The organism is Rhodopirellula halodulae (genome assembly GCF_020966775.1).
Classification (GTDB): Bacteria; Planctomycetota; Planctomycetia; order Pirellulales; family Pirellulaceae; genus Rhodopirellula; species Rhodopirellula halodulae.
The window spans coordinates 4,570-8,652 of the sequence record NZ_JAJKFV010000027.1 but is presented as its reverse complement, the minus strand read 5'-3'; the positions used below and the strand labels follow the sequence as shown (position 1 = coordinate 8,652).

The following is a 4,083-nucleotide window of genomic DNA, read 5'->3' as shown; positions in this document are numbered from 1 at the left end:
CGGTCTCGATCTTCGGTGTGATTGTCAGGGCTGCGGCGAAGGCAACAGTGAATTGTTGGAATCGATGTTTTTCTGAAGCGTAGTCGAAGCCGAGCGGACATTCCGAACGCTCCGGATCGTCGTTTGCCTTGAGGAGTTCCGAGTAGTTCAGTGCGTGCTCCATTTCCGTCGGCGAACGGCAGCCGTCACCGGGCGGTGGCGAAAGATGCGATTGGAAAGTGAGGCAGGTCTCCACCACCGCTCCGTGTGCACGGCATGGTTATCGGGAAAACTATTATGAATCCAATCGAGCGACTTGGAACCGTCGAGTGACGATCACGAACGCACCGACAGGTGAGGAAGCGATGGGTACGATGTCGATGGAGAAAGTCAAAGGATTGTATCAGACGGAATCGACATCGTTCGCATCGTTTCCGGGAGTCTACGCAGCGGTGAAACGTTGAAGTCGCGGTGAGGCGAACGGTTGGCAACCAGAACGCAGTCCGTTCGTTAGAAGGGTTGACGACCGTTCGCATGACCGCGACGAATCTTGCGAAACCGAGCGACGGAGTGTGCCGAGCAACCGACTGCAGTTGTGTCCGCCATCGTGCCTGGCGTCGATTGGTTCGACGTTCAAAGTGTTGAACGTTTTCATTGTGTCATCTTTGAACCGTCGAACGGCCGTTCGCGAGCATCAATGATGGCGTTGTTTGTAGCTGAGATCAGCGTAGCCCGGTCCTGTATACGTCGCCGCGATAACGTTCGGCGTCACCAGGCGGTGGCGAGAGACGTGATTGGGAAGTGTACCGAATCTCCACCACCGCTCCGTGTGCACGCAATGGTTATTCGTTTTCCGTTCTAGGGACAAGCAGCCGTTGGACATTTGTTGGAAACAAAGGATAGGCGATCCAGCAAAGCATTAGGAGGAATGCGGGGACGAGGGTGACCCAAGACACACGCACAACGGGATTCGGCGTCGAAAACCCCCAGTTCGTGAATAGCAGAGTCGCACCAAAAGATAGGCCGGCCAATAGAGAAATCCAACCGAGCCGAACCGAAGCAGCGAGCGAAAGCGGGATCACCGATGCAAAGTTCAGGACAGCGCATCCAAGTACCAGTAAGAGCAGATGGGGTCCTAGTTCGGCGGCGACAGCCAATGCTGCCAGCGTTGCAATGCTTACAAATCGCAAGGGGTGTGGATTGACATGCTGCTGGCCATCAGCTGCGGCGAGTGTTGGCGTGTAAGGGCTGGTCATGCAGGCATTGTAATCAAGTTGGCCCGGACACTTCATTCGGATAACGTCCGCGATAACCGAGTCGCGGCGATTGATTTTCAATTGTCAAGAACGACGACTCCGCGACTTCGGTTCATCGCATGGTTCGCCGCAATTTAAGCCTATGGACTGTGTCGCGAAAAGTGGCGTGACTCGTGAAAGACAACAACATTGGGGAGTGATGCTTCTAGTTCGGCAACGAATCGGTCGTCATTGTAGATTCCCGAGTTGAGGTAAATCGCTACGTGGGAGCAAGCGATCCGTGGTACCACCTTCCGAATCGTTGGGGTCATCTCTCGTAGTGTAGCCCTGTCGTATCGTGGTTGTGTCAGATCAAAGTGAGGCCCACACGATCCCGTTGTGATGTCTCCGTTCTCGTCGCGAATTGGCAGTTCCGTAGCGAAATGTGTGACGTACATGTCACTCATGGGAACGTCAAAATCGGCGTGAAGCTTCAACGATGCTTGTAAGCTGCGTTCTCGTATTCGCTCTGGGTTCGTCGCGTGAAGGTAAGCGAACACGCAAGCAGCCAACAAGGTGATCGCCATGAGCGTCGCGATCGACCAACGGCGAAATTTGTTAAATCGCATTGGCATCGAGGCATCTCGGTATACGGCATCCCAGTCGGCGAACGTCACCAATCACCCGGCGGCGACGAGAGATTGCCCATTGTCAAAACGCCCGACTTCGCCGCTCGGGTGCATTGGATGGTTCGCCGCAATGCCCGCTACGGGTCTGCGTCTAGTACCGCATCATTCGTTCGGGAAAAACGTCTCGTGGCGCCCCCAAGTTCGAGCGCGAATTCGTCACTGTTGACCGTTCGCAATCGAAAGTCATCAGTCTGGTGGGTCGTGTGCGTAGCAATGAAGTTCTCTACCAGACCTCGCGGGACATAGTGTAGTGTCAAACTGGAACCGTTCAACGTCCACTCAAAATAGTTTATTTTCGAGGTGCGCACACTAGGATCGTGTGAGCGACCAGTGCCATCGGGCCGAAATTGGAAAACGTAGCCTGTTTCGCAGAGCCACGTACCGACATGTGCAGGCTTGATGAGTGGAGAAGTGCTTGACGATCGCACGCGAGAGCTACGGTCAGCTCTGTGCAGTGCGTAAAAAAGCAGCAGCACCAAGGCTACGGCGGCAAGCGAAATAAGCGGTCTGCGTTTCATGTTGTTGAGCGGAGGACGTTCGAGCTGCCTTAGTTGGCGAACGGTCAGCATCACCGGGCGGTGGAAGCCAACGTGATTGGAAAGTGAAGTAGGTCTCCACCACCGCTCCGTGTGCATGCAATGGTTATCCGTTGTTGCCGTGCTCTCTCGACCGATTTGTAGCTAGATGCTGTGCGTAACCTTCGCACCAATCGGTTTGCCGTGAAATCGCAGACTGCAAGATACGGATATCCTGCTTGAGTAGATCGCTCGTCGTTGCGGATTCATACGTTTTCAGTAAGGTATTGCTTCCTTCGCTGTGAATCGCCAAGCCAATAACGGACTCCTTCACAATCTCACGAATCTCACTGCGTGTTTTAATTGAGTTGCTCGGGTCATTGGCTGCGTTGCAGATATTTGTATAGGCAAACAGGACTTGCTGACGTTCAACATTTGTGTAGATAACGTTGAGAACGAGAGATGTCCAAAGAGCGTCCTGCCCCGTTTCCACCAGCAGTCGTTCGTTTAGCTTGACTTCGAGCTCCTCGAGGACTTTTGCTTCGTCGTAGAGTTCCCTGAAGACAGGCGTATCGACCGACATCGATGGGGTAGCGTCATGTTCTATCTCTTGTTCATGAGAACATCCAGCGAGCAGGAGCGTGAGTGCAGCGCATACAGTGTTTCGAAAGACGTAGGTTACTGCCACAAGGCTAGCCAAGGAGGTGAAGAGGGGATTTGGTTAAGTCTTGGAAAATTGCTATGGCGTAGAGGGTGTATTCACTCTTCGAAATGATGAGACGAATCCTCCTAATCGGATAACGTTTGCGATATGCGGGCGGTGGCGAGGGATGTGATTGGAACGCCAAGTTGGTCTCCACCACCGCTCCGTCATCATCGCGTGGTTATCGGGAATACTATCGTGGATCTAATCGAGTGAATTGGAACCGTCGAGTGACGATCACGAGCGCACCGACCGGTGAGGAAACGATGGGTACGATGTCGATGGAGAGCGTCAAAGGATTGTATCAGACGAGATCGACATCGTTCGCATCGTTTCCGGGAGTCTACGCAGCGGTGACACGTTGGAGTCGCGGTGAGGCCATCGGTTGGCAACCAAAACGCAGTCGTTCGTCAGAAAGGTTGACGACCGTTCGCATGACCGCGACGGATGTTGCAAGATCGAGCGATGGAGTGTTTCGAGCCACCGATCGCAGTTGTGTCGTCCAACGTGTTCAGGGGCGATTGGTTTGATGTTCACTGTGTTTGATGTTTCCATCGTGCTGTAGATGCGTCGTCGAGAAGACGAACGCGAGCACCGACGATAGCGTTGTGTGCAACCGAGATCGTCATTGCCACGACCAGCATGAGTCGCCGCGATAACGTCACGCGTCACCCGGTACGCGCGAAGGATTTTCAACTTCAAAACCGCCCGATTCGCGTACTCGGGTGCACGCGATGGTTCGTCAGATTTACTCTTCCGAGACACCGACAACGGGGAGTCTAACGGAAAATCCCGTGCCACGAATAATGAAAGCGTTTGCATTCTCTTCCCCAGTCTTCCGCAGCACGTCCACGAAAAAGATCTCACCTGACTTTGTGACAATGACGAGTTCTGCCATTTCCCCTTCTTCCGCCAATCGTCCCCACTTTTGTATCGCACCTGTTTCTGAAAACAGTGTGCGG

The 4,083-nt window shown here is 53.6% G+C and carries 2 protein-coding genes; both read right to left on the bottom strand.

Features of this window, described 5'->3' with window-relative positions; genetic code table 11:
- Positions 1-2,545 precede the first annotated feature (2,545 nt).
- Positions 2,546-3,001 carry a hypothetical protein gene (locus LOC70_RS13055; protein ID WP_230254028.1) on the bottom strand — a complete coding sequence of 152 codons (456 nt, stop codon included), beginning with the start codon at positions 2,999-3,001 and terminating at the stop codon, positions 2,546-2,548.
- A gap of 868 nt (positions 3,002-3,869) precedes the next feature.
- Positions 3,870-4,083, bottom strand: a 214-nt coding sequence (locus tag LOC70_RS13050; protein WP_230254027.1) for a hypothetical protein, incomplete at its 5' end; no start/stop codon positions are given.